The sequence below is a fragment of the Hydrogenophaga sp. 70-12 genome (genome assembly GCF_001897365.1).
GTDB lineage: Bacteria > Pseudomonadota > Gammaproteobacteria > Burkholderiales > Burkholderiaceae_C > Hydrogenophaga > Hydrogenophaga borbori.
The window spans coordinates 1-24,586 of the sequence record NZ_MKSS01000026.1; the positions used below are offsets into that span (position 1 = coordinate 1).

Genomic DNA, 24,586 nt, shown 5'->3' on the forward strand with positions numbered 1-24,586 from the left:
GGATGTCCAGGCCGGCCGTGTTGTGCTCGTGCAGGTACATCTTGACCTTGGTGATCAGCTGCGCCTCGTGCGGGCGGTACTGGTCGAGCCAGAACACCACGGGCATGCCGGAATTGCGGGCGCGGTTCACGGCCAGCTTGACCCAGTCGCGGATGGCGGCGTCCTTCACCTGGCACATGCGCCAGATGTCGCCCTGCTCCACGTTCTGGCTCATCAGCACCTCGCCGGTGGCCAGGTCGGTGATGTTGGCCACGCCGTCCTCGGGGATCTCGAAGGTCTTGTCGTGCGAGCCGTATTCCTCGGCCTGCTGCGCCATGAGGCCCACGTTGGGCACCGTGCCCATGGTCTTGGGATCGAAGGCGCCGTGCCACTTGCAGAAGTTGATCATCTCCTGGTAGATGCGGGCGAAGGTGCTCTCCGGCATCACGGCCTTGACCTCCTTCAGGCGGCCGTCGGCGCCGTACATCTTGCCGCCGGCGCGGATCATCGCGGGCATGGAGGCGTCGACGATCACGTCGTTGGGCGAATGGAAGTTGGTGATGCCCTTGGCCGAGTCCACCATGGCCAGTTCGGGGCGGTGCTCCTGGCAGGCGTGCAGGTCGCGCTTGATCTCGTCCTGCTTGCTCTGCGGCAGCGTGGCGATCTTGTTGTACAGATCGACCATGCCGTTGTTGACGTTGATGCCCAGCTCGTCGAACAGCTTGCCGTGCTTCTCGAAGGCTTCCTTGTAGAAGATCTTCACGCAGTGGCCGAACACGATGGGGTGCGAGACCTTCATCATGGTCGCCTTCACGTGCAGCGAGAACATCACGCCGGTCTTGTGCGCGTCCTCGATCTGCTGCTCGTAGAAGGCCAACAGGGCCTTCTTGCTCATGAACATGGAGTCGATGACCTCGCGATCCTGCAGCGAGACCTTGGGCTTGAGCACCACGGTCTTGCCGCTCTTGGTGATCAGCTCCATCTTGACGTCGCGCGCCTTGTCCAGCGTCATCGACTTCTCACCGTGGTAGAAGTCGCCGTGGTGCATGTGGGACACGTGCGAGCGCGAGGCCTGGCTCCACTCCGCCATGCTGTGCGGGTTCTTGCGGGCGTACTCCTTCACCGCCTTGGGCGCGCGGCGGTCCGAGTTGCCCTCGCGCAGCACGGGGTTCACGGCGCTGCCGGTGCACTTGTTGTAGCGCGCGCGGATGTCCTTCTCTTCGTCCGTCTTCGGGTTCTCGGGGAAGTCGGGGATCTTGTAGCCCTTGTCCTGCAGCTCCTTGATGGCGGCCTTGAGCTGGGCCACCGAGGCGCTGATGTTGGGCAGCTTGATGATGTTGGCCTCGGGCTTGAGGGTGAGTTTGCCCAGCGCGCTGAGGTTGTCGGGCACGCGCTGCTCTTCCGTCAGCAGCTCGGGGAACTGGCCCAGGATGCGGCCGGCCACCGAGATGTCGCTGGTCTCGACGTTGATGCCCGCCGGCGCCGCGAAGGTGCGGATGATCGGCAGGAACGCACTGGTGGCCAGCAGGGGCGCCTCGTCCGTCAGGGTGTAGATGATGGTGGGTTGCTGGCTGCTCATGGCTTATCTCCGGAGGTTGTTGGGTGCGGCGCTGGCCGGCCGGCGGGCGGACAGGTCGCGCGGATACGGTGATCCGTATCCCGTGATTGTGCTTTCAGCGCAAGCGCCAAACCTTTGATTTTGGGATCGAACTCCCACAATACAAAACAGGCACGAAGAAATTTGCACGCGCCAGGCGGGCCGAGCAGCAAAAAGGGCCCGAAGGTCGCCCCTCGAGCCCTTGTGCCTGGCGCATGCCGGTCAGGCGAAGTTCTTCTCGGCGAAGGACCAGTTCACCAGCTTGTCGAGGAAGGTCTCGACGAACTTGGGACGCGCGTTGCGGTAGTCGATGTAGTAGGCGTGCTCCCACACGTCCACGGTCAGCAGGGCCTTGTCGGCGGTGGTCAGCGGCGTGCCGGCGGCACCGGTGTTGACGATGTCCACGCTGCCGTCGGCCTTCTTCACCAGCCAGGTCCAGCCGGAGCCGAAGTTGCCCACGGCGCTCTTGGTGAAGGCTTCCTTGAAGGCGGCGTAGCTGCCCCACTTGGCCTTGATGGCCTCGGCCAGCGCGCCCGACGGCTCGCCGCCGCCGTTGGGCTTCATGCAGTTCCAGAAGAAGGTGTGGTTCCAGATCTGGGCGGCGTTGTTGTAGATGCCGCCGCTGGACTTCTTGACGATGGACTCGAGGTCCATGCTCTCGAACTCGGTGCCCTTTTGCAGGTTGTTGAGGTTCACCACATAGGCGTTGTGGTGCTTGCCGTGGTGGTACTCCAGCGTCTCGCGGCTGTAGTTCGGGGCCAGGTCGTCCAGGCCATAGGGCAGCGGGGGCAGGGTGTGTTCCATGTGCGTCCTCTTTTTGATGGGTTGTGGGTGGGGTCGGGCGGATTGTAGGCAGCACCGGTGACGGCACCGCCCGCGGGGTTATGCGCGGCCTATGCGCCAGGCCCGCGCACGCGCAGCGGCAGCACGCCATCGGCCAGCGTGGCCTGCACGTCGCTCCCCGGCAAAGCCTGTGCCACGCGGGTGATGGCCTGGCCTTGCGGATCGGTCAGGTAGGCGTAGCCGCGCTGCAGCACCAGGCGCGGATCGAGCAGGGCCAGCGAGTCCTCGGCGCGCTGCAGGCGTTGCGCGCGCGCGTCCAGGCCGCGCCGCAGGGCGGGCGGCAGGCGGGCCTGCAGTTCGTCGAGCCGCCAATGCTGGCGCTGCACCGCGAGCGCCATGCCCTTGTGCAGCCGCCCCTGCCAGCGCGCCAGTTGCTCGCCCGCCTGCGCCAGGCGGGCCGAAGGCCGGCCCAGGTGGGCCGCGAGCCGGTCGAGCCGCTGCGCGCGACCATCGAGCGCGTCCTGCACGCCCTGGCGCAGCAGGCCCTGCAGGCGATCCAGTTCGAGTTCGCGCTGGCGCCGGTCGGGCGCGCAGAGCTCGGCCGCCGCGGTGGGCGTGGGCGCGCGCAGGTCGGCGGCGAAGTCGGCCAGGCTGAAATCGGTCTCGTGTCCCACGCCCACCACCACGGGCACGGGCGAGGCCGCCACCGCGCGCACCACGGCCGCGTCGTTGAACGCCCAGAGGTCTTCGAGCGAGCCGCCGCCGCGCACCAGGAGCAGCACGTCGCAGGCGCCGCGCTGGCCGCGGTGCGCCGCCGCCGCGGCCAGCGCGGCCACCAGCTCGGCCGGGGCCTGCGCCCCCTGCACCGAGGCGGGAAACACCGTCACCGGGATGTGCGGCACGCGCCGGCGCAAGGCGGTGGCCACGTCGCGCAGGGCGGCCGCGCCCAGCGAGGTGACCACGCCGATGTGCCGCGGCTGGGCGGGCAGCGGCCGCTTGCGTTCGGCGTCGAACAAGCCCTCGGCCTGCAGCGCGGCCTTCAGCTGCAGGAACTGCTCGTACAGGCTGCCCTGCCCGGCCAGGCGCAGGCCTTCCACGATCAGCTGCAGGTCGCCGCGCGGGCCGTAGACGTCCAGCCGGCCTTGCACCTGCACGCGCTGGCCGTCGCGCACCGGGAAGCCCACCTGTTCGGCCGCGCGGCGGAACATGGCGCAGCGCAGCTGGCCAGCGTCGTCCTTGAGCGAGAAGTAGCAATGCCCGCTGGCCGCGCGCGAGAAGCCCGAAATCTCCCCCTGGACCGCGACGGGATTGAAGCGCGAAGCCAAGGCGTCCGCCACCGCTCGCACCAGCGCGCCAACCGCCCAGAAACGCGCGCCGCCTGGGCCGTCGGCCACGCGTTGTGGCTTCACTGCTGGCTCGAAAGGGTCAAACGTGTCCACAAGCCGCACCGATACTGGGGTTGATGTCGCCAAAGCCCGACAGCACAAGGCCTTGCGCGCAGTGCCTTGATTCCAAAGCACTTTGTACTGCCCAAATTTTCATCAATCTGTCGAAAAGCGCGCAAACGCTGGGGTTGTGGGGCTTGTCCGCCGGGTTCTTCACAAAGATGTCCACAGGCGGTGTGGACTTCAGGGGGAGTATCCGGCCGTCACGGCGGAGGGCGCGCGCATCGTTCGAAGGAGGGAAAGCGCGCGAAGGGCTGGGCCATAATCCGGCGCTGTTGCCCGGCGCCGCCAGCGCGCCCTAGACCGGAGCCCTGAGTTGTTGTCCATCATACAAGCGGCCGGATGGCCGATCTGGCCCCTGATCGTGTGTTCCGTGCTCGGTCTGGCCCTCGTCATCGAGCGCTTCGTCAGCCTCAAGGCCAGCCGCATCGTGCCCCCCAAGCTGCTCGATGAAGCCATCATGGTCTCGCGCAACGGCATCCCCGGCCCCGACGTGGTGACCCAGCTCGAACAGAACTCCGTGCTCGGCGCGGTGCTGGCCACGGGCTTTCGCACCTTCAACGCCAACCCCAAGGCCACGGCCGAGGACCTGCGCGCCAACCTGGAAGGCGCGGGCCGCCATGCCGCCGCGAAACTGCAGCGCTACCTGGGCGCGCTGGCCACCATCGCCTCGGCCGCGCCGCTGCTGGGGCTGCTGGGCACGGTCATCGGCATGATCGAGATCTTCGGCTCGCAGGCCGGCGACGGCATGGGCCTCTCGGCCGGCGGCGGCAACCCGGCGCAGCTCGCGCACGGCATCTCCATCGCGCTGTACAACACCGCCTTCGGCCTGATCATCGCGATCCCGGCACTGATCTTCTGGCGCTACTTCCGCGCCCGCGTGGACGAGTACCTCCTGGCGATGGAAGTGTCCACCGAGCGTTTCGCCCGCCACCTGCTCAGCGTGCGCAAGCCATGAACTTTCGCCCACGCGGTCACCGCGACGAACCCGAGATCAACCTGATCCCGTTCATCGACATCCTGCTGGTCGTCGTCATCTTCCTGGTGCTCACGACGACCTACAGCAAGTTCACCGAGCTCAAGGTGAACCTGCCCGTGGCCGACGCCGAAGCCCCCAAGCAGAACCCCAAGGAGGTGTTGGTGACCGTGGGCGCCGACGGCCGCTACGCGGTCAACCGCACGGTGCTCGAAGGCACCAGCGTGGAGCTCATCGCCAGCGCCCTGCAGTCCAGCGTGGAAGACGGGCGCGACACCGTGGTGGTGATCAGCGCCGACGCCGCCGCCGCCCACCAGTCGGTGATCAACGTGATGGACGCCGCCCGCCGCGCGGGCCTGGTGCAGATCACCTTCGCCACTCAGCAGAGCGGCAGCGCCGCGCCGGTGCGCAAGCGCCCCTGACAAGCCCATGACGGTCCGGGCCCGCCTCGAGGCCTGCTGGCGCGCGCTGAGCCTGCGCCGAGGCCTGGCCGCGCGCGCGCTGCTGCCGCTGGCCTGGCTCTATGGCGCGCTGCTGGCTTGGCGCCGATTGGCCTACCGGTCGGGGCGCCGCCAGCCCACGCGCCTGGCCGTACCGGTGCTCGTGGTCGGCAACGTGGTCGTCGGCGGCGCCGGCAAGACCCCCACCACGATCGCCCTGGTCGGGCACCTGCAGCGGCGTGGCTGGCGACCGGGCGTGGTCTCGCGCGGGCACGGCCGCGCGGGCGCAGCGGCCCAGGCCGTGCCCGCCGACGCCGACCCCGCGCTCAGCGGCGACGAACCCTTGCTGATCCGCCGCGCGACCGGCGCGCCGGTGTGGGTGGCCCGCGCGCGCGCCGAGGCGGCGCAGGCCCTGCTGCGCGCCCACCCCGAGGTCAATCTGATCGTCTGCGACGACGGCCTGCAGCACTGGGCCCTGGGCAGCGACCTGCGCGTGGCGGTGTTCGACGACCGCGGACTGGGCAACGGCTGGCTGCTGCCCGCCGGCCTGCTGCGCGAGCCTTGGCCGTCCACCGATGCCCCGCGCGCGCCGCAGGTGGTGCTGCAGCAGGCGCGCGACGGTGGCCCGCCCCCTGCGCCCCTGCCCGGCGGCCTGCCGGCCTTTGGCGCGCGGCGCTCGCTCGCGCCGCGCGCCGTGAACGCCCGCGGCGACACGCTGGCGCTGGAGTCCCTGCGGGGCCAGGCGCTCACCGCCGTGGCCGGGATCGCGCGGCCCGAGGCCTTCTTCGACATGCTGCGCGCGCGCGGCCTGCGGCTGGCCGCCACCCTCGCGCTGGCGGACCACGCCGGCGCCGCCAGCCTCGCGCAGGCCCTGCACGGCGCGCCGGGCCCGGTGCTGTGCACCGAGAAAGACCTGGTGAAGCTGTCCGCCAGCGCACGCCCCGACCTCTGGGCCGTGCCACTGGTGCTCGACATCGACCCGGCCTTCTTCGCGGCCGTAGACAAGCGGCTCGGCCCGCCGCCGACCTGAGCGCCCCCCGGCGCGCCTATCATCGCCGGATGGATTCCAAACTCCTCGAACTGCTGGTCTGCCCGGTCACAAAGGGCCCGCTCCTGCTCGACCGCGAGCGCCAGGAACTGCTCTCGCGCAGCGCCCGGCTGGCCTACCCGATCCGCGACGGGATCCCCATCCTGCTGGAGCACGAGGCGCGGCCCCTGAGCGAAGAAGAGGCCGCCCGCCCGCCCAAGCCCGCCACCCCGCAGGACTGAGCGTGGCCCAGGGCTTCACCGTGCTCATCCCGGCGCGCCTGGCGTCCAGCCGCCTGCCGGACAAACCCCTCGCCGACATCGGCGGGCTGCCCATGGTGGTGCGCGTGGCGCGCCGCGCGGCCCTGAGCGGCGCCACGCGCTGCGTGGTGGCGGCCGACGACCCGCGCATCCTGGCCGCCTGCGCGCAGCACGGCGTCGCCGCGCTGGCCACGCGCGCCGACCACCCGAGCGGCAGCGACCGCCTCGCCGAGGCCTGCGTGGCGCTGGGCCTGGGCGACGACGAGGTGGTGGTCAACGTGCAGGGCGACGAACCCCTGATCGAGCCCGCGCTGATCGATGCCGTGGCCGCCGAATTGCAGGCGCGCACCGACTGCGCCATGAGCACGGCCGCGCACGCCATCGAGCGGCGCGCCGATTGGCTGGACCCCAACGTGGTGAAGGTGGTGACCGACGCGCGCGGCACCGCCCAGTACTTCAGCCGCGCGCCCATTCCCTGGTGGCGCGACGGCATGGCCGGCGACGAGCTGCCTTCGCCCGCGCCGCTGCGCCACGTCGGCATCTACGCCTACCGGGCCGCTTTCCTGCGGCGCTTCCCCACCCTGCCCGTGGCGCCCACGGAGCGGCTGGAGTCGCTCGAGCAGCTGCGCGCGCTGTGGCACGGCGAGCGCATCGCGGTGCACCTCACGGCGCACGCGCCGGGTCCCGGCGTCGACACCCCGCAAGACCTGGCCCGCGTGCGCGCCCTGATCGGCGCGGCCTGAGCCCCGCACCGGCCTGGTGCGCCGCAAGGCGCTTGTCAAGGGGCGCGTGCTATCCTCCGTCGGTTCCCCGGCGGCACGCCCTGGGGCCGCCGCGCGAGGGGGCAGCGGCGACGCCGTTGAAACTCTGACAAAAGGAAAGCGATGAGATTGATTCTGTTGGGCCCACCGGGGGCGGGCAAAGGGACGCAGGCCGCGTTCATCTGCGAGAAGTACCGCATTCCGCAAATCTCCACCGGCGACATGCTGCGCGCCGCCGTCAAGGCCGGCACGCCACTGGGCCTGCAGGCCAAGGCCGTGATGGAAGCGGGCGCCCTGGTGAGCGACGACCTCATCATCAATCTCGTCAAGGAGCGCATCGCCCAGCCCGACTGCGCCAACGGCTTTCTCTTCGACGGTTTTCCGCGCACGATTCCGCAGGCCGATGCCATGAAGGCGGCGGGCGTCAAGCTCGACTACGTGCTCGAGATCGACGTGCCCTTCGACGCCATCATCGAGCGCATGAGCGGGCGCCGCTCGCACCCCGCGTCGGGCCGCACCTACCACGTCAAGTTCAACCCGCCCAAGGTGGACGGCAAGGACGACGTGACCGGCGAGCCGCTGATCCAGCGCGACGACGACAAGGAAGACACCGTCAAGAAGCGCCTGGAGGTCTACAGCGCGCAGACGCGTCCGCTGGTGGACTACTACAGCCAGTGGGCCAAGGCCGAACCGGCGGCCGCGCCCAAGTACCGAGCCATCAGCGGCCTGGGCAGCGTGGATGAGATCACCGCGCGCGCGCTGCAGGCGCTCGGTTCCTGAGCGTCCCCGCCTGCCCCCGTCAAAATGCCCCGCACCCGCGGGGCATTTTTCTTGGGCGCCGCAGCCGCGCGATCGGCGACGGCCGGGGCACGGGCGTGGCGGCCATCAAGTCGCGCCGGCATCGGCCGATGACAACTGAATGGGCCATCACGACGCGTTCATTCCCCACCGGCGCTCGCGCCTCTCCCTGGCGGCCATGGCCCTGGTGTGGGCAACGCTGGGCACCCGCGCGGCGATCGCGCAGTCCGTCACCGGCGTGGGCGACGTGAACCCGGGGCCCTTGCCGGTCCCGTCGCCACACTGGGTCGAAGCCGGCGAGATCTACGTCGGCGACACCGGCATCGGCAGCTTGACCATCGAGGACGGCGGCACGGCCAGCAGCGGGAGCGGCGCGCTGGGCTACACCGGGGGCACGGGCACGGTGATCGTCACGGGCAGCGACGGCGGCGGCAACGCATCGAGCTGGACCATGCCGGGCGATCTGGCCGTCGGGGCGGGCGGCACGGCGTCGCTCTCCATCCTGAACGGCGGTCTGGTCAGCAACGCGCACGGCAACATCGCTTTCGGCGGCGGCACGGCCTCGGCCACGGTCTCGGGCGTGGATGCCCATGGCAACGCCTCGACCTGGATCAACGCCAGCACGCTCACCGTCGGCAATGCCGGCGCCGGCTCGCTGCTCATCGAGAACGGGGGCCTGGTGCGCAGCGTCCAGGGCGCCATCGGCGGCACCACCGGCGTGGGCCCGGGCGCCTCCAGCGGCACGGTCACCGTCTCCGGCAGCGACGGCAACGGCCGGGTCTCGACCTGGAGCCTCGTCGACAACCTCTACGTGGGCTTTTCGGACCCGGGTGATCTCACGGTTGACGCGGGCGGAGCGGTCAGCGGCCACACCCTCTACATCGGCTACGAAGCGGGCGGCAACGGCCTGGCCACGGTCACGGGTCGCGACGCCGTCAGCGCCCGCGCGTCCAGTCTGGGCTTTTCGGCGCAGTTGAACGTGGGCTACGAGGGCATCGGCGAATTGACCATCGAGGACAGCGGCACGGTGCAGTCGCCGCACACCCGCATCGCCGTCCAGGCCGGCTCCAGCGGCACGCTGAACCTGCTCGGCGACGCGAGCGGGCGCGGCGTGCTCGAAACGAACGTGGTGATCCGGGGCAGTGGCTCCGCCACGCTCAACCTCAACGGCGGCATCCTGCGCGCGACCCTGAACGAGGCCGATTTTCTGCAGGGCTTCACCACGCTGTCGGGTGGCGCCGAGGGCGTGTGGATCGACACGAACAACCACGCCATCGGCATCGGCACGGCCTTCACCGGCGCGGCGGACTTCAACAAGCTGGGCCTGGGCACGCTGACGCTGGGCGGCCTGAGCACCTACGCGGGCGCCACCCACGTGGCGGCCGGCACCTTGCGTGCCAGCGCGGCCGGCGCCTTCAGCGCCAGCTCCGCGCACACGGTGGCGGCCGGCGCCACGCTCGACACGGCGGGTCTGGACCAGGCGGTGGCCAGCCTGGACAACGCGGGCACGGTCTCGCTGCTGGGCGCCGCCCCCGGCAGCCGCCTGACCGTCAACGGCGCCTATGTCGGCCAGAACGGCGTGCTGAGGATGGGCACCGCGCTGGGCCACAGCGGCAGCCTCAGCGACCGGCTGGTGCTCGATGGCGCCGGCGCCAGCGCCAGCGGCACCACCACCTTGCACATCACCAACCTGGGCGGCCTGGGCGCGCTGACCACGGGCGACGGCATCGAAGTCATCAGCGCGCTCAACGGCGCCACCACCACCGCCCAGACCACCAGGGACGCGTTCCGCCTGGCCGGCGAGCACGTCGACGCCGGCGCCTACGAGTACCGCCTGTACGCGGCCGACGCCAACGGCGCCGGCGAGAGCTGGTTTCTGCGATCCAGCGCGGTCGCGGGGGCCGTCACGCCCGCCTACCGCGTGGAGGTGCCCCTGTTCGCGGCGCTGCCCGAGCAGCTGCGCCTGGGCAACGCCGCGATGGTGGGCAACCTGCACCTGCGCGTCGGCGATGGCGCCGCCGCCGAACGGCAGACCTGGGCGCGGATCATCAGCGCCGCACGCAGCGTGAGCCAGCGCGGCGACGTGAACCCGCGCAGCCAGGGCCGGCTCCACGGTCTGCAGGCCGGCATCGACCTGTGGGCCCGGCCGGGCTGGCGCGCGGGCCTGTACGTGGGTCAGCTCGACGGCGACATGAGGCTGCGGGGCCTGGCCGGCGGCATCGCGGAACAGGCGCTGGGCAGCAACGAACTGCGCAGTCAGTACCTGGGCGTCTATGCGACCTACCACCGTGCCAACGGCTTCTACCTGGACACGGTGCTGCAGGGCGCCCGCCACCGCTACAGCGTGTCGCCGCTGACGGCGCCGGCCAGCCAGGGCAAGGGCGACAGCCTGCTGGCCTCGGTGGAGGTCGGGCGGGGCTACCCACTCGCGGCGGGCTGGGAACTGGAGCCGCAGCTGCAGCTGGTGCACCAGCGCATCGGGCTCGACGACGTACGCATCGCCGGCGCCGACGTGCAGCACAAGCCCCATGGCAGCTGGGCGGCCCGGCTGGGGCTGCGGGTCAAGGGCGAGGTGTCGACCGCCGCGGGCGTGCTGCGACCCTACGGCCGTGTGAATCTGTACCGGAGCAGCCCAGGCAGGGACGTGGCGCGCTTCATCGGACCGGCCGGCTCCGCGGACGTGGCCACGGGCACGGGCGGCGCCAGCGCCGAACTGGCCGCTGGCGCGACGCTGGCCTTGTCCACCGGCATCAGCCTCTATGGGGAAGTGGGCAGCGCCTGGTCCCTGGGCGGCGAGGCGCGGCACCGCGGTGGGCTCAACGGCAGCCTGGGACTGCGGGTGAACTGGTAACCCCGAACGACCCGATCGACCGGACCGGCAATCCGCCGGCCTGCAGGCGGCCCCTTGCACCATGGGCATAGCGTGTTCGCCCAGCACCTTTTTCCGCGGGCAAACGGCCTAGGGCCATTGACGCGCGGCGGTCCGCCGGGCCACGATCCGCGCCTCGCCCCGGCCGCCTCGGGGCCCAACGGGCCGGGAGCCCCATGAAAGCGATCCGTCCATTCGGCCTTCGGCGCGGTCTGCGCAAGCTCGGGCCCGGCCTGATCACCGGTGCCGCCGACGACGATCCCAGTGGCATCGCCACCTACTCCCAAGCCGGCGCGCAGTTCGGCTTCTCCATGCTGTGGACGGTGGTCTTCACCCTGCCGCTCATGATCGCGATCCAGATCGTCAGCGCGCGCATCGGACACGTCACCCGGCGGGGCCTGGCCGCCAACATCCGGGCGGGTTTCCCGCGCTGGGTGCTGCTGGCCGTGGTCGGCCTGCTGCTGCTGGCCAACACGCTCAACCTGGCCGCGGACATCGCGGCCATGGCGGAGGCGCTGCGCCTGCTGGTGGGCGGATCGGCCCACGTCTACGCGGTGACCTTCGGCCTGCTCTGCCTGGTGCTCCAGGTCTTCCTGCCCTACCAGACCTACGTGCGCTGGCTGAAGTGGCTGACGCTGGCGCTGCTGTCCTACGTGGCCGTGGTGTTCACGGTGCAGCTGGACTGGTGGACCGTGGCCCGGCAGATCGTGCGGCCGCCACTCGCCCTTGGCCACGACGTGCTCCTGATGGTGGTCGCGGTGTTCGGCACCACCATCAGCCCCTACCTCTTCTTCTGGCAGGCGGCGCAGGAAATGGAAGACGCCAACGGCAAGCCGCCCCAGACCCGACAGGACGTGCGCCGCCACCTGCGGCGCATCAAGATCGACACCAGCATCGGCATGGCGTTCTCCAACCTGATCGCCTTCTTCATCATCCTGAGCACGGCGGCCACGCTGCATGCCGCGGGCGTCACCAACATCCAGACCTCGGCCCAGGCGGCCGAGGCCTTGCGTCCCGTGGCCGGGCCATTCACCTTCATGCTGTTCAGCCTGGGGATCATCGGCACCGGCCTGCTGGCGGTGCCGGTGCTCGCGGGCTCCGCCGGCTACGCCGTGGCCGAGGCGGCGGGCTGGTCGGGCAGCCTGAGCGCGCGCCTGGACAAGGGAGAAGGCCGCGGCTTCTACGGCGTGATCGCCACCGCCACGGTGGGCGGCGTGCTGCTGTGCTTCACGCCGATGGACCCCGTGCGGGAGCTGTTCTGGTCGGCGGTGATCAACGGCGTGATCGCCGTGCCCATCATGGTCGTGATGATGCTATTGGCCGCACGACCCTCGACGATGGGCCCGCACGTCATCGGCCCGCGCCTGCGCGTGCTCGGCTGGATCGCCACGGTCGCCATGGCGCTGACCGTGGGCGCCATGCTGGCCACGCTGTGAGCCGCGCCGGCCGCGCCGCGCCCTGCCCCCCACACGCACCTCCTGCAACCGCTTGCCCAGCAGCCCGGCGACACCCCGCGATATGCGCCCACTCCAGCATGGGGTAGGTCCAGGGATGGGCGCCCAGCGCGGCGAAGGCGTCCAGCCTCAGGCGTCCAGCAGCTCGAGCGCCAGCGCCCAGCGCGCCTTGGGCGGCGACAGGCCGTCGATGTCGGCGAAGGGCTGCTGGGGGTACGGCACTGGTGGCGCGCCGTTGCGGTTGGCGATGGCCACGCGCACGCCGGCCGCCTCGGCCTCGCGCAGCGCGGCCTCGAGTTCGGCGTGCAGCGACGCATTGCCCGTGCCCGACACCACGATGCCCTGTACCCGCGCCTCGGGCGGCGCGGCCAGCAGCGCGCGCACCGGCCAGGCCGCCGCGTCGGCGTGGCTGCTCAGCCAGGCCACGCGCGGCATGGCCGGCGCGCGCAGGAAGGCCTGCAGCCGCGCCGCGTGGCGCGCCGCCGCGGGCCAATCGCGAAAGCGCCGCACACGCCCCTCCTCCACCAGCGCAATCACGCCGGCGTCGCCGGAATCGAAAGGGTCGGTGCGGTATGGGTGCTGCTTGGCCACTTCAAGGGGGCCGTGCACGCGCCCCGCGCACACCACCAGCACGCCGCGTGCGCCCGGTTCGGTGGCCACGGCCACGGCATCGCTGAGGTTCTGCGGGCCGTCGGGCGACACCGCCGTGGCCGGGCGCATGGCGCAGGTCAGCACCAGGGGCTTGGCCGGCGCCAGCAGCGTCTGCAGCAGGTAGGCGGTCTCCTCGATGGTGTCGGTGCCGTGCGTGACCACCAGCCCTTGCACGGCGGGGTCGGCCAGGTGCCGGCCCGCGCGCTCCACCAGCCGCTGCAGATCGGCCAGGCGCATGTCCTTGCTGTTGATCTGCGCCACCTGCTCGAAGGCCAGGTCCCGCCCGCGCAGCGCGGGCAGGCCGGCCGCGAGGTCCTCGACCGGCACCGCCCCCGCGTCGTAGCCCACGTTGTCGCCCGCACGCTCGGCCCGGCCGGCGATGGTCCCGCCCATGCCCAGCACGACGATCCGCGTGGCCTTTGTGCCTTCACCCACTTGCCTTCTCCCAATAACTGGTTAAAAATACAGATACTGGATACCCAAACAGTATCCAACTCCGGCCCACCAGCCCTTGATGCGAGGTTCCATGCTCGACACCCAAGCCGCTCCCAAGCTCACCGCCCGCCAACAGCAGATCCTGGCGCTGATCCAGACCGCCATCGCGCGCACCGGGGCACCGCCCACGCGCGCCGAAATCGCGGCCGAACTGGGCTTCAAGTCGGCCAACGCGGCCGAAGAGCATCTGCAGGCCCTGGCGCGCAAGGGCGTCATCGAACTGGTCAGCGGCACCTCACGCGGCATCCGCTTGCGCCGGGCCGACCTGCAGAGTATCCATGCGGCCCGCGACAGCCAGCTCTCCCTGCCGCTGCCCGGTCTGGCGCAGCTGGTGCTGCCCCTCATCGGCCGCGTCGCGGCGGGCTCGCCCATCCTCGCGCAGGAGCACGTCGACCAGACCTACAGCGTCGAGCCCAGCCTGTTCCAGCGCACCCCCGACTACCTGCTGCGCGTGCGCGGCATGTCCATGCGCGACGCCGGCATCCTGGACGGCGACCTGCTCGCCGTGGCCTCCACGCGCGAGGCGCGCAACGGCCAGATCGTGGTGGCCCGCCTGGGCGACGACGTCACCGTCAAGCGCTACATGCGCCTGCGCGACCACATCGAACTGCACGCCGAAAACCCCGACTACCCCACCATCGTGGTCGAGCCCGGTGAGCCCTTCGAAATCGAGGGCCTGGCCGTGGGCCTGATCCGCAACAACTTCCAGAACTGACCCCAGGGGTCGGCGCCGCCACTGCGGGTGGCGGGCGTTGCCTGAATCGGCCACCGGCCGCTCACGCAACCCCGCAGCGACGGCATTCCAGATCAATCCTGCCTGTGTTCAACCCCTTGACGAGGTGTTTCACATGGGACTGTTCTTCCACTCCTTTGCATCGAACAGCTGGCGCAAGCCCCTGCAACTGATCGACTGCTGGTTGCCCGAGCCGCACGCGCGCGATACCCCCAAGGCCACGCCGCCCACCACCCCCGCCGTGCGCCGCTTCGCGCGCGCGGGCTGGCTGGGCCGCTCGGCGGCCAATACCTCGCACGCCCACGACGGCCGCGTCGCGCTCGCGGGCCGCATCGACGAGGTCTGCCGCGAGCTGGACCGCCTCGCGGCGCTCGACGGCGCCGCGCCCGCCACGCTGCAACGCCGGGTGGCCTGAGCGCGCCGCTGCCCGGCCGCCACGAGGGGGCCGGGCACAATAGGCGGCATGAACATCGTGATCCTCGACGACTACCAGGACGCCGTGCGCAAGCTGCATTGCGCCGAGAAGCTCGAGCCCTACCCCGCCAAGGTCTTCACCAACACCGTCAAGGGTGTCGGCCAGCTGTCCATCCGCCTGCGCGACGCCGACGTGCTCGTGCTGATCCGCGAACGCACGCCCATCACCCGTCAGCTCGTCGACAAGCTGCCCCGCCTCAAGCTCATCGCCCAGACGGGGCGTGTGGGCAGCCACGTCGACGTCGGCGCCTGCACCGAGCGCGGCATCGCGGTGGCCGAGGGCGTCGGCTCGCCCGTCTCCACGGCCGAACTCACCTGGGCGCTGGTGCTCGCGGCCATGCGCCGCATCCCGCAGTACGTCGCCAACCTCAAGCACGGCGCCTGGCAGCAGTCGGGGCTCAAGTCCTCCGCCATGCCGCCCAACTTCGGCGTGGGCATGGTGTTGCGCGACAAAACCCTGGGCGTGTGGAGCTACGGCCGCATCGGCCAACTGGTGGCCGGCTACGGCCGCGCCTTCGGCATGCGCGTGGTGGTGTGGGGCTCCGAGGAGGCCCGTGCCCGCGCCGTGAGCGACGGCTACGACGTGGCCACGTCCAAGGAAGGCTTCTTCGAATGCTGCGACGTGCTCAGCCTGCACCTGCGGCTGGGCGAACGCAGCCTGGGCTGCGTCAAGCTCGACGACCTGCTGCGCATGAAACCCACCTCGCTGCTGGTGAACACCTCGCGCGCGGAACTCATCGAACCCGACGCCTTGATCACCGCGCTCAACCGGGGCCGCCCCGGCATGGCGGCCGTGGACGTGTTCGAGTCGGAGCCCATCCTGCAGGGCCACGCGCTGCTGCGGCTGGAGAACTGCATCTGCACCCCGCACATCGGCTACGTGGAGCAGGACAGCTACGAGATGTACTTCAGCGCCGCTTTCGACAACGTGGTGAATTTCATCCGGGGCACGCCGACGAACATCGTCAACCCCGGGGCGCTGCAGGTGCGCCGCTGATAAAAAAAAGCCGGGTCAAGTGACCCGGCTGGCTTGGAGAGGGAATGCCCCCGCTCAGGAGCGACGCCCTCCACTCTCGCCGTCGCCCTCGTCGCGCGGGGCGCGCGACTCGTTGAGGCGGGAATCGTTGTCCACGATCTCGAAGTCGATCAGGCTGCTCTCGCCGCTGCGCAGCGCACCACCGCGCCCCGCAGTGGGTTCCACCGGCACGTCCACCTCGGGCAGCGAGGCCTCGAACTGCGACTCGGCCTCCATGTCTTCCAGGTTCACGTCCAGCCCCTGGCGGGCCGAGGCGGGCGGGATCACGTGCAGGTCCATCGGCACGGTGCGGCGCTGCGGGTCGTCGCCCGTGACCGTGAGCGGCGCGTTGCGCGACACCGCCTTCAGCGGCTGCATGGAGGTGTTGCGGAACTCCTGCGGCGGCAGCGTCTGCGATTCGCGCTGAACGATGTCCTTGGCGATCGCGTGCAGCATCAGCAGTTCGCGGTAGGCCTCCAGGTCGAACACCTCCGTGTCGCCTTCCTCCGCGTCGCGGAACAGGCTGCGCTCGATGAGATCCAGCACGCGCGGCTGCGGCCACAGGGCCTGGATGCGCCCAAAGGCCGACTCGTAGGCGTCCAGGCCGCGGCCTTTGTCGGCGTAACGGTCGAAGGGCGGCGCGCCGGCGTTGAATACGCGGTTGAACTCTTCGCGCAGCGCCCCGTATTCGTCGCGGCGGCCCAGGCGGTGGTACAGGCGGAACAGGTCGAGGTAGGCCAGCGGGCTGGGCTCGTGGCTCTCGGCCAGGTGGTTGCGCAGCACGGCGATGGCCTGGTCGTCCTCGCCGAGCGAGACGAAGAAGTCGGCCTGCTGCTGCACGTCGAACAGTTCCTCGGCGGCCACGGAGCGCGAGACGTTCATCGCGCTGGGCGCGAAATCGCGCCGGTCCTGGGGCGGCACCGTGGCGCCAAAGCCCGGTGTGCGGCGCGGCGCCGCCTGCAGGGGCGCGGGCGTCGAATCCACGTCCAGGTCAACGTCCACCGCATCCAGGGGCACCGGTGCGCTGGGCTGCAACGGCGCATGGCGCGAGGCGCGCGGCTGGGCCTCGCCCCCCTCGTCCGGACCGTCGGTCCACCAGGCGCGCGACGCGTCGGAGGCGATGGGGGTGTCCTGCCGCTGGCGGCGCACCAGGGCGACCAGCGCCGCCAGGGACACCAGCAGCAAACCACCGAGCAGGAAGACGAGCCAGTTGGCGTAGCGCTGCTCCTGGGCCTGCGCGAGTTGCGCGCTCAGTTCGGCCACGCGCGCCTGGTCGCGCTGCTGCGACTCGCGGAAGCGGGCCATGTCCGCCTCCAGCGCGGCCAGGCGCTCGGCGTTGCGGCGCGACTCCTCGTTGGCCGCCGCCAGCGCGGCTTCCAGCGGGCTGGGTTCGGCGGGCGCCGCGGCCGCCGCCTCGGGCGCGGCGTTGGGTGAGGTTCCCGCGCTCAGGTCGGGCGGGTCGAGCCGCAGGCGCGGCGCACCGGCCGGCGCCTTGGCGGCGCCGTCCTTGGCGCTGGGTGCGGGCGTGGGGGCTGGCGCCGCCGCGGCGGAAGCGGCCGGCGCGGGCGCCGCCGCCGGCTTCGGGCGCGGCGCCACGGGCACCTTGGACGGCTTGATCGGGGCGCGCGGGCGCTCCCGCACCACGGGCGCGGGGGCCCGCTCGGGCGTGGCGGCCCGCGCGGGCGCCGCCGCCATCTGGGGCGCCGGGGCCGGTGCCGGCATGGGGGCGGCGGGCACGGGCAGTGCGTCGACGGCGCGGGGCGCGGGAGCCGCCGCCACCGCCGGTTCGCTCACCAGATCGGCGAGCAGTACGTAGCGGCGGGTGAACGGCAGGCCGCAGCCGGCGCGCACCGACAGGGTGACGATGGGCTCGTTGACTGGCAGGCTGGCGATGACGCGGGCGATGCCCGTGAGTTCGCCGGGCGCGGCGCGCGGAGTGACGGTGACGAAATTCGGTGTGACCTGGACGTCGCCGTAGAAGACGTCGGCCTGGAGACACTGGGTGGCGATGTCTTCGCCGGGGGCCAGCATCACCTGGAACTGCACATCGAGCGGCTGGCCGATCAGCGCCGCCCCACTGTGGCGCCCGAGCGTGACCGCCGGGCTGCTCACGGCGGTTGATAGCAAAATGCAGGCTGTCCAGATCTGGCGCACGTCGGATTTCCCTCCAGAAGGTTGAAACATTTTGTCATAGGCAAACTGGCTATCAACCGAAATACAACACACATATGCAATCCTTTTTTAAACGTGCAGCGGTCGTGGGCACCGGTGCCATGGGCCGGGGCATCGCCCAGATGGCCGCTCAGGCCGGCGCCGAGGTCTGGCTGTTCGACGCCCAGGCCGGCGCCGCCGCCGGCGCGCGCGACGCCCTGACCAAGACCTGGGACACCCTGCACGGCAAAGGCAAGCTCGACGCCGCCACGCGCGACGCCTGCGTGCAGCGCCTGCGGGTGGCCGAGTCCCTGCAGGACCTGGCGGCTTGCGACCTCGTGATCGAGGCCATCGTGGAGCGGCTGGACGTCAAGCAATCCGTCTTCAAGCAACTGGAGGACGTCGTGGCCGCCGACGCGGTGCTGGTCAGCAACACCTCCTCGCTGTCGGTCACCGCCATCGGCGCCGCGCTCAAGCACCCGGCGCGCTTCGCGGGTTACCACTTTTTCAATCCGGTACCGCTCATGAAGGTGGTGGAGGTCATCGCCGGCCTCAAGACCGACCCGGCCGTCTGCGAGCGCCTGGCCGGCTTCACTCGCGCCTACGGCCACACGCCCGTGAGCGCGCAGGACACGCCGGGCTTCATCGTCAACCACGCGGGCCGCGGCTACGGCACCGAGGCCCTGCGCGTGGCGGGCGAGCGGGTCACCGACTTCGCCACCATGGACCGCATCCTGAAGGACCAGATGGGTTTCCGCCTCGGGCCCTTCGAGCTGATGGACCTCACCGCCCTGGACGTGTCGCACCCGGTGATGGAGTCCATCTACCACCAGTACTACGAGGAGCCGCGCTACCGCCCGAGCGTGATCACCGCGCAGCGCCTGGCCGGCGGCGTGGTGGGCAAGAAGGTGGGCGACGGCTTCTACCGCTACGTGGACGGCGCGGCGCAAGTGCCGCCCGAGCCGCCCGTGCCCGCCGTGAACACGCTGCCGCCGGTGTGGGTCTCGCCCAAGGCCGCGCGCCGCCAGGAGCTGTACCAGCTGCTCAAGAACCTGGACGCCCGCATCGAGACCGGCGCCACGCCCAGCGAACAGGCCCTGATCCTGGTGGCGCCGCTGGGCATGGACGTGACCACCCTGGCCGCCGTGGAACGCCTGGACGCCACGCGCACCCTGGGCATCGACATGATGCTGGAGGACGGCGCCACCAAGCGCCGCGTGCTCGCCACCAACCCCGCCACCCGCCCCGACATGCGCGACGCCGCGCACGCCCTGTTCGCCCGCGACGGCAAGGCCGTGAGCGTGGTGCGCGACAGCGGCGGCTTCGTCACACAGCGCGTGGTGGCCACCATCGTCAACATCGCGGCCGACATGTGCCAGCAAGGCATCTGTTCGCCGGCCGACCTGGACGTGGCCGTCACCCTGGGCCTGGGCTACCCCATGGGCCCGCTGGCCATGGGCGACCGCATCGGCCCCACCAACGTGCTCGAGATCCTCTTCAACCTGCAGACGGTGTATGGCGACCCGCGCTACCGCCCCTCGCCCTGGCTGCGCCGCCGCGGCGCACTGGGCCTGAGCCTCACGCACGAAGAGATCTGAACACATGAACCCCCACGCTCCGCACTTCGTATCGTCGCGGCTCCCCGAGGGGGTGCAGGCCTCCCATGGGAGCGGCCCGACGGGAGACCTCGCATGACCGCCAGCCTCAAAAGCCACAGCGTGGGCGCCACCATGGTGCTCACCATCAGCAACCCCGAGCACCGCAACGCGCTCGGTCCCGAGATGTACGCGGCCGGGGTGGAAGCGCTCAACGTGGCCGAGAGCAGCGCCGACGTGCGCAGCGTGGTCATCGTGGGCGAAGGCCGCCACTTCTGCGCCGGCGGCAACCTGCAGCGCCTGCAGGGCAACCGGCAGCAGCCGCCCGAGGTGCAGGCCGAGACCATCTCGGGCCTGCACAACTGGATCGAGACCATCCGCGCCTTCCCCAAGCCGGTGATCGCGGCCGTCGAGGGCGCCTGCGCGGGCGCGGGCTTCTCGCTCACGCTGGCCTGCGATTTCATCGTCGCCGCGCGCGACGCGGTCTTCGTCATGGCGTACAGCAACGTCGCCATCTCGCCCGACGGCGGCGGCAGCTGGGCGCTGGCGCGCGCCCTGCCGCGCGCCACGGTGATGCAATTGCTGATGGCCGGGGAGCGCATCACACCCGAGCGGCTGCAGCAGCTCGGCGTGCTCAACACCCTCACCGACACCGGCGCCGCGCTGGGCGAAGCCCTGGCGCTGGCCGAGAGGCTGAACGGGCGCGCGCCGAACGCGCTGGCCAGCATCAAGGAGCTCGTCAACGAGGCGGACACGAATCCGCTGCACACGCACCTGGCGGCCGAACGCGAGCACTTCGTGCGCAACCTGCACCACCCCAACGGCGGCGAGGGCATCGCGGCCTTCCTGGAGAAGCGGACCGCCCAGTACCGCTGACCCGCACCCGGCCGCACCGGCTCGGCGGGCCGGTCCCCGGCGCGACAGGCCAGCCCCCTCCAGTCACTCAAACGACAGACCATGGACGAGCCGATTCTGACAATGGAAGAACGCGAGGCGATCAACAGCGGTCGCTGGTTCAACACCCTCTCACCTTCCCTGCGTCACGACATCCTTCGATGCGCCTACGTCAAGCGATTCAAGGACGCCGACCTGATCGTCGCGCGCGGCGAGCCGCCGTCCGAATGGACGGCGGTGGCCAAGGGGGCGGTGCGCGTGAGTTCAACCTCGCTGTCGGGCAAGCAGATCACGCTGACCTACGTGGAGCCGGGTGTGTGGTTCGGCGACGTGGCGATGTTCGACGGCGACCAGCGCACGCACGACGCCTACGCGCATGGCGCGACCACGCTGCTGTGCGTGGCCCGCAACGATTTCCAGAAGATCCTGTCCTCGCACGTGGAGCTGTACGAGGCGCTGATGCGCCTGCAGGCGCGGCGCATCCGCACCCTGTTCGGGCTGGTGGAGGACCTCAACACCCTGCCCTTGCGCGCGCGGCTGGCCAAGCAGCTGCTGCACCTGGTGCGCAGCTACGGCGTGCCGTGCCTGAACGACGGCAACGAGACGCGCATCGGTCTGCAACTGGCGCAGGAGGAGCTGGCCCAACTGCTGGGTGCCTCGCGCCAGCGCGTGAACCAGGAACTCAAGTCCATGGAGCGCGAGGACGCCATCCGCATCGAGCAGGGAGGCCTCGTGATCCGCAACCGGGCCGCGCTGATGCGCATCGCCGAAGCCGACAGCTGAACCTTCCCCACCAGCCGACCACCGCCGCATGAACGACGCACAGAACTTCACCGGCACGCGGCCGGTGACCGAGCAACACGCCTTCGACGCCACCGCGCTGGAGCGCTGGCTGGCCCCGCGGCTGGAGGGTTTCGCGGGCCCGCTCACGGTGGAGATGTTCAAGGGCGGCCAGTCCAACCCCACCTATAAGCTGATCACGCCCACGCGCGCGTACGTGATGCGCGCCAAGCCCGGCCCGGTGGCCAAGCTGCTGCCCTCGGCGCACGCCATCGAACGTGAGTTCCGCGTCATGAGCGCGCTGGCCGGCACCGGTGTGCCGGTGGCGCGCATGCACACGCTGTGCGAGGACGAATCGGTGATCGGCCGCGCCTTCTACGTGATGGAGTGCGTGGACGGCCGCGTGCTCTGGGACCAATCCCTGCCCGGCCTCGGCAACGCGGAGCGCGGCGCCATCTACGACGAGATGAACCGCGTGCTGGCGGCGCTGCATTCGGTGAAGCCCGCGGCCATCGGCCTGGCCGACTACGGCAAGCCCGGCAACTACTTCGAGCGCCAGATCGGCCGCTGGAGCAAGCAGTACCAGGCCTCCATCACCCAGCCCATCCCCGAGATGGACCGCCTGATCGACTGGCTGCCGAAGAACATCCCCGCGATGGCGCGCGACGAGACCCTGGTCTCGGTGGTGCACGGCGACTACCGGCTCGACAACCTGATGTTCCACCCGAGCGAGCCGCGCATCCTCGCGGTGCTCGACTGGGAACTGTCCACGCTCGGCCACCCGCTGGCCGACTTCAGCTACCACTGCATGTCGTGGCACATCCCGCCGGGCCTGTTCCGCGGCATCCAGGGCCTGGACCTGCCGGCGCTGGGCATCCCCAGCGAGCAGGACTACATCGCCCGCTACTGCGAGCGCACCGGCTTCGCCACGCCCGAGCAACTGCGGGCCGACTGGGCCTTCTACCTCGCCTACAACATGTTCCGCCTCGCCGCGATCCTGCAAGGCATCGCCAAGCGCGTCGAGGCCGGCACCGCGTCCAGCGCACAGGCCGTGAAGTCGGCCGCGGGCGCACGTCCCATGGCCGAGATGGCCTGGCGCTTCGCCAACGGCGGCTGAGCCGCCCCGCCCCATACAACAGGAGAAACCATGGAATTCGACTACAGCGACAAGGTCAAGGGCCTGCGCGAACGGCTGCTCGCCTTCATGGACGAGCACATCTACCCCAACGAGGCGCGCTTCTTCCAGGAAATCGAAGCCAACCGCGCCAAGGGCAACGCCTGGGTACCCACCAAGATCATCGAGGAGCTCAAGCCCAAGGCGCGCCAGGCCGGGCTGTGGAACCTCTTCCTGCCGCGCAGCCCGCGTGCGCCCGAGGGCCTGTCCAACCTGGAGTACGCGCCGCTGTGCGAGATCATGGGCCGGGTGCCCTGGGCGCCCGAGGTCTTCAACTGCTCGGCGCCCGACACCGGCAACATGGAGACGCTGGAGCGCTACGCCTCCGAGGCCCTGAAGGACCAGTGGCTGGAGCCGCTGCTCAAGGGCGAGTTCCGCTCGGCCTTCCTCATGACCGAGCCCGAGGTCGCCTCCAGCGACGCCACCAACATCCAGTGCCGCATCGAGCGAGACGGCGACCACTACGTCATCAACGGCCGCAAGTGGTGGTCCTCGGGCGCGGGCGACCCGCGTTGCGCGGTCTACATCGTGATGGGCAAGACCAGCCCGGACGCGCCGCGCCACTCGCAGCAGAGCATGATCGTGGTGCCCTCGAACGCGCCCGGCATCACCGTGGTGCGCCCGCTCTCGGTGTTCGGCTACGACGACGCGCCGCACGGCCACATGGAGGTGGTGCTCAAGAACGTGCGCGTGCCGGCCGGCAACATCCTGCTCGGCGAGGGCCGCGGCTTCGAAATCGCGCAAGGCCGCCTGGGCCCGGGCCGCATCCACCATTGCATGCGCTCCATCGGCGCCGCCGAGCGGGCGCTGGAGCTCATGTGCCAGCGCCTCAACAGCCGCGTGGCCTTCGGCAAGCCGGTGTCGGCGCAGTCGGTCTGGCACGAGCGCATCGCCGACGCGCGCTGCCGCATCGAGATGGCGCGCCTGCTCACGCTCAAGGCCGCCTACATGATGGACACCGTGGGCAACAAGGTCGCCAAGGCCGAGATCGCCATGATCAAGGTGGTGGCGCCCAACATGGCCTGCGAGGTGATCGACATGGCGATCCAGGCCCATGGAGGCGGTGGCGTCAGTGGGGACTTTCCCTTGGCCTACAGTTACGCCAACCAGCGCACCCTGCGCCTGGCTGACGGGCCCGACGAGGTGCACCGCCAATCCATCGCCAAGCTCGAACTCGCCAAGCACATGGCCGTGCCCGGCGAGGTCGAGATGCCCATCACACGAGGAAGCTGATGATCGACGTCCACTCCTGGCCCACGCCCAACGGGCACAAGGTTCACATCATGCTGGAGGAGTGCGGCCAGCGACTGGGCCGGGACTGGCAGGTGCACGCGGTCAACATCGGCGCGGGCGACCAGTTCAAGCCCGACTTCCTGGCCATCAGCCCGAACAACAAGATCCCGGCCATCAGCGACCCCAACGGCCCGGGGGGGCAGCCCATCAGCCTGTTCGAATCGGGCGCCATCCTGGTCTACCTGGCGAGCAAGTTCGGCCGTTTCCTGCCCAAAGGCGACCGCGAGCGCTTCCAGGTGCTGGAGTGGCTGATGTTCCAGATGGGCGGCGTGGGCCCCATGCTGGGCCAGGCGCACCACTTCCGCCTCTACGCACCCGAGAAGATCGACTACGCCGTCAACCGCTACACCAACGAGGCCAAGCGCCTGTACGGCGTGATGGACCGCCAGCTCAAAGGCCAGCCCTGGATCGCGGGCAAGCAATACACCATCGCCGACATCGCCATCTTTCCCTGGTTGCGCAGCTGGCAGAACCAGGGCATCGACTGGGCCGACTACCCGCGCCTGAAGGACTGGTTCGACCGCATCGCCGCGCGCCCGGCGGTGCAGCGCGGCGTGGCCGTGCTGGCCGACGCGCGCAAGCCGCTCACCGACGACAAGTCGCGCGACATCCTGTTCGGCAAGACGCAGTACGAGAAACGCTGAACGCCACCCGAGGCCGAAAGGCCGGGCCGGGCACCATGCGGCCTGAGGGTAGAATCCGCGCCTTGTCGGAGCGTAGCGCAGCCTGGTAGCGCATCTGCTTTGGGAGCAGAGGGTCGCGAGTTCGAATCCCGCCGCTCCGACCATTTCACACCGAGAACGAAGGCCCACCCCCGTGGGCCTTTTTTCCAGCGGCACCCGCACCGCACTGCCCGTAGCTCAACTGGATAGAGCAGCTGCCTTCTAAGCAGCAGGTCGGGGGTTCGAGTCCCTCCGGGCAGGCCATAAATCCCCTTTAAAT

At 70.5% G+C, this 24,586-nt stretch carries 22 protein-coding genes and 2 tRNA genes; 19 read left to right on the forward strand and 5 right to left on the reverse strand.

All coding sequences use genetic code 11. The features are described from left to right. From BGO22_RS01895 to xseA, 3 genes are all read right to left on the reverse strand, one after another. A partial coding sequence (locus BGO22_RS01895; RefSeq protein ID WP_286848537.1) for an NADP-dependent isocitrate dehydrogenase occupies positions 1 to 1,558 on the reverse strand: 1,558 nt, incomplete at its 3' end. A gap of 240 nt (positions 1,559 to 1,798) precedes the next feature. Beyond that, complete coding sequence (locus BGO22_RS01900; protein ID WP_204742562.1) at positions 1,799 to 2,380, reverse strand: superoxide dismutase; 582 nt, start codon at positions 2,378 to 2,380, stop codon at positions 1,799 to 1,801. 89 nt (positions 2,381 to 2,469) lie between these two features. Further along, positions 2,470 to 3,768: an exodeoxyribonuclease VII large subunit gene (gene xseA, locus BGO22_RS01905; protein WP_286848540.1), complete on the reverse strand. Its 1,299-nt coding sequence runs from the start codon at positions 3,766 to 3,768 to the stop codon at positions 2,470 to 2,472. Positions 3,769 to 4,120: 352 nt separating this feature from the next. Between xseA and BGO22_RS01910 the strand changes: the two genes are divergently transcribed. The 8 genes from BGO22_RS01910 to BGO22_RS01945 all read left to right on the forward strand — a co-directional run bounded on the left by BGO22_RS01910 (position 4,121) and on the right by BGO22_RS01945 (position 12,371). Beyond that, complete coding sequence (locus tag BGO22_RS01910) at positions 4,121 to 4,762, forward strand: MotA/TolQ/ExbB proton channel family protein (protein WP_070398281.1); 642 nt, start codon at positions 4,121 to 4,123, stop codon at positions 4,760 to 4,762. Continuing rightward, a complete protein-coding gene (locus BGO22_RS01915; RefSeq protein WP_070398280.1) occupies positions 4,759 to 5,202 on the forward strand; it encodes an ExbD/TolR family protein in 444 nt (147 codons plus the stop codon). Before BGO22_RS01910 ends, BGO22_RS01915 begins: the two co-directional genes overlap by 4 nt. 7 nt (positions 5,203 to 5,209) lie before the next feature. Further along, complete coding sequence (gene lpxK, locus BGO22_RS01920; RefSeq protein ID WP_070398279.1) at positions 5,210 to 6,250, forward strand: tetraacyldisaccharide 4'-kinase; 1,041 nt, start codon at positions 5,210 to 5,212, stop codon at positions 6,248 to 6,250. A gap of 29 nt (positions 6,251 to 6,279) precedes the next feature. Next, complete coding sequence (locus tag BGO22_RS01925) at positions 6,280 to 6,489, forward strand: Trm112 family protein (RefSeq protein ID WP_070398278.1); 210 nt, start codon at positions 6,280 to 6,282, stop codon at positions 6,487 to 6,489. Beyond that, on the forward strand, positions 6,486 to 7,250 hold the full coding sequence (gene kdsB, locus BGO22_RS01930; protein WP_070398277.1) for a 3-deoxy-manno-octulosonate cytidylyltransferase: 765 nt from the start codon (positions 6,486 to 6,488) through the stop codon (positions 7,248 to 7,250). Before BGO22_RS01925 ends, kdsB begins: the two co-directional genes overlap by 4 nt. 141 nt (positions 7,251 to 7,391) lie before the next feature. Further along, complete coding sequence (gene adk, locus BGO22_RS01935) at positions 7,392 to 8,048, forward strand: adenylate kinase (protein ID WP_070398276.1); 657 nt, start codon at positions 7,392 to 7,394, stop codon at positions 8,046 to 8,048. A 139-nt stretch (positions 8,049 to 8,187) separates the two neighbouring features. After that, complete coding sequence (locus tag BGO22_RS01940) at positions 8,188 to 10,917, forward strand: autotransporter family protein (RefSeq protein WP_070398275.1); 2,730 nt, start codon at positions 8,188 to 8,190, stop codon at positions 10,915 to 10,917. A 194-nt stretch (positions 10,918 to 11,111) separates the two neighbouring features. Continuing rightward, positions 11,112 to 12,371 (forward strand): NRAMP family divalent metal transporter, encoded by a 1,260-nt coding sequence (locus tag BGO22_RS01945; protein WP_070398274.1) that lies wholly within the window; start codon positions 11,112 to 11,114, stop codon positions 12,369 to 12,371. 147 nt (positions 12,372 to 12,518) lie between these two features. Here the strand turns inward: BGO22_RS01945 and BGO22_RS01950 are convergent, their stop codons facing one another. Beyond that, positions 12,519 to 13,475, reverse strand: coding sequence for an asparaginase (locus tag BGO22_RS01950; RefSeq protein WP_254668126.1), 957 nt, complete (start codon positions 13,473 to 13,475; stop codon positions 12,519 to 12,521). A gap of 91 nt (positions 13,476 to 13,566) precedes the next feature. Between BGO22_RS01950 and lexA the strand changes: the two genes are divergently transcribed. The 3 genes from lexA (at position 13,567) to BGO22_RS01965 (ending at position 15,739) form a co-directional block, all read left to right on the forward strand. Beyond that, complete coding sequence (gene lexA / locus BGO22_RS01955; protein ID WP_070398273.1) at positions 13,567 to 14,250, forward strand: transcriptional repressor LexA; 684 nt, start codon at positions 13,567 to 13,569, stop codon at positions 14,248 to 14,250. A 133-nt stretch (positions 14,251 to 14,383) separates the two neighbouring features. Next, on the forward strand, positions 14,384 to 14,683 hold the full coding sequence (locus BGO22_RS01960) for a hypothetical protein (RefSeq protein WP_070398272.1): 300 nt from the start codon (positions 14,384 to 14,386) through the stop codon (positions 14,681 to 14,683). Positions 14,684 to 14,731: 48 nt separating this feature from the next. Further along, the gene (locus tag BGO22_RS01965) at positions 14,732 to 15,739 is read left to right on the forward strand and encodes a D-2-hydroxyacid dehydrogenase family protein (protein WP_070398271.1); all 1,008 of its coding nucleotides are present in this window, start codon (positions 14,732 to 14,734) and stop codon (positions 15,737 to 15,739) included. A gap of 54 nt (positions 15,740 to 15,793) precedes the next feature. On the opposite strand, the gene BGO22_RS01970 is transcribed toward BGO22_RS01965, so the two are convergent. Then, on the reverse strand, positions 15,794 to 17,869 hold the full coding sequence (locus BGO22_RS01970) for a hypothetical protein (protein ID WP_286848551.1): 2,076 nt from the start codon (positions 17,867 to 17,869) through the stop codon (positions 15,794 to 15,796). Between the two features lie 116 nt (positions 17,870 to 17,985). Between BGO22_RS01970 and BGO22_RS01975 the strand changes: the two genes are divergently transcribed. The 8 genes from BGO22_RS01975 (at position 17,986) to BGO22_RS02010 (ending at position 24,570) form a co-directional block, all read left to right on the forward strand. Beyond that, positions 17,986 to 19,506, forward strand: coding sequence for a 3-hydroxyacyl-CoA dehydrogenase (locus BGO22_RS01975; RefSeq protein WP_070400110.1), 1,521 nt, complete (start codon positions 17,986 to 17,988; stop codon positions 19,504 to 19,506). 93 nt (positions 19,507 to 19,599) lie between these two features. Continuing rightward, positions 19,600 to 20,379 (forward strand): oxepin-CoA hydrolase, alternative type, encoded by a 780-nt coding sequence (locus tag BGO22_RS01980; protein ID WP_070400109.1) that lies wholly within the window; start codon positions 19,600 to 19,602, stop codon positions 20,377 to 20,379. Between the two features lie 81 nt (positions 20,380 to 20,460). Next, a complete protein-coding gene (locus tag BGO22_RS01985; RefSeq protein WP_070400108.1) occupies positions 20,461 to 21,180 on the forward strand; it encodes a Crp/Fnr family transcriptional regulator in 720 nt (239 codons plus the stop codon). 28 nt (positions 21,181 to 21,208) lie between these two features. Continuing rightward, entirely contained in the window at positions 21,209 to 22,294 is a 1,086-nt protein-coding gene (locus tag BGO22_RS01990) for a phosphotransferase (RefSeq protein WP_070400107.1), read from the forward strand. A 30-nt stretch (positions 22,295 to 22,324) separates the two neighbouring features. Continuing rightward, positions 22,325 to 23,584: an acyl-CoA dehydrogenase family protein gene (locus tag BGO22_RS01995; RefSeq protein WP_070400106.1), complete on the forward strand. Its 1,260-nt coding sequence runs from the start codon at positions 22,325 to 22,327 to the stop codon at positions 23,582 to 23,584. Further along, positions 23,584 to 24,288, forward strand: coding sequence for a glutathione binding-like protein (locus BGO22_RS02000; RefSeq protein WP_070400105.1), 705 nt, complete (start codon positions 23,584 to 23,586; stop codon positions 24,286 to 24,288). The genes BGO22_RS01995 and BGO22_RS02000 overlap by 1 nt, the downstream gene beginning before the upstream one ends. A 66-nt stretch (positions 24,289 to 24,354) precedes the next feature. Continuing rightward, positions 24,355 to 24,431 (forward strand) — tRNA-Pro (locus BGO22_RS02005). Positions 24,432 to 24,493: 62 nt separating this feature from the next. Then, positions 24,494 to 24,570, forward strand: a tRNA-Arg gene (locus BGO22_RS02010). Positions 24,571 to 24,586: the final 16 nt, after the last annotated feature.